A 268-nucleotide genomic window follows, 5' to 3' on the forward strand; every position below is an offset into this window, starting at 1 on the left:
TTATAGATATCAGCATTACCACCGACAGTAGAGCTATAAAGCAAATCTTGACCATCGGGTGAAAATGACGCTGACATATTGCTGCCTTCAGCATTTACCACTAGGTTGCGCGTATTGCTACTACGATCATAAATATAAATTTTGGGATGCTCACGCGGGGCTTGTTTGCTATAGGCAAGCAGTTGTCCGTCTTCCGACCATGCTGGCGCATAGATATAGCCATTAAGCTGATCAATTAGCTGACGAGCGCTACCGTCAGGACGAATGC

At 45.5% G+C, this 268-nt stretch carries 1 pseudogene; it reads right to left on the reverse strand.

The window, feature by feature from the left end:
• Positions 1-268, reverse strand: a pseudogene (locus SB725_RS31480) (hypothetical protein); the annotation flags it as partial.

This window comes from Pseudomonas sp. SIMBA_041, assembly GCF_046535095.1.
In the GTDB taxonomy this organism is placed as follows: Bacteria; Pseudomonadota; Gammaproteobacteria; order Pseudomonadales; family Pseudomonadaceae; genus Aquipseudomonas; species Aquipseudomonas mucoides.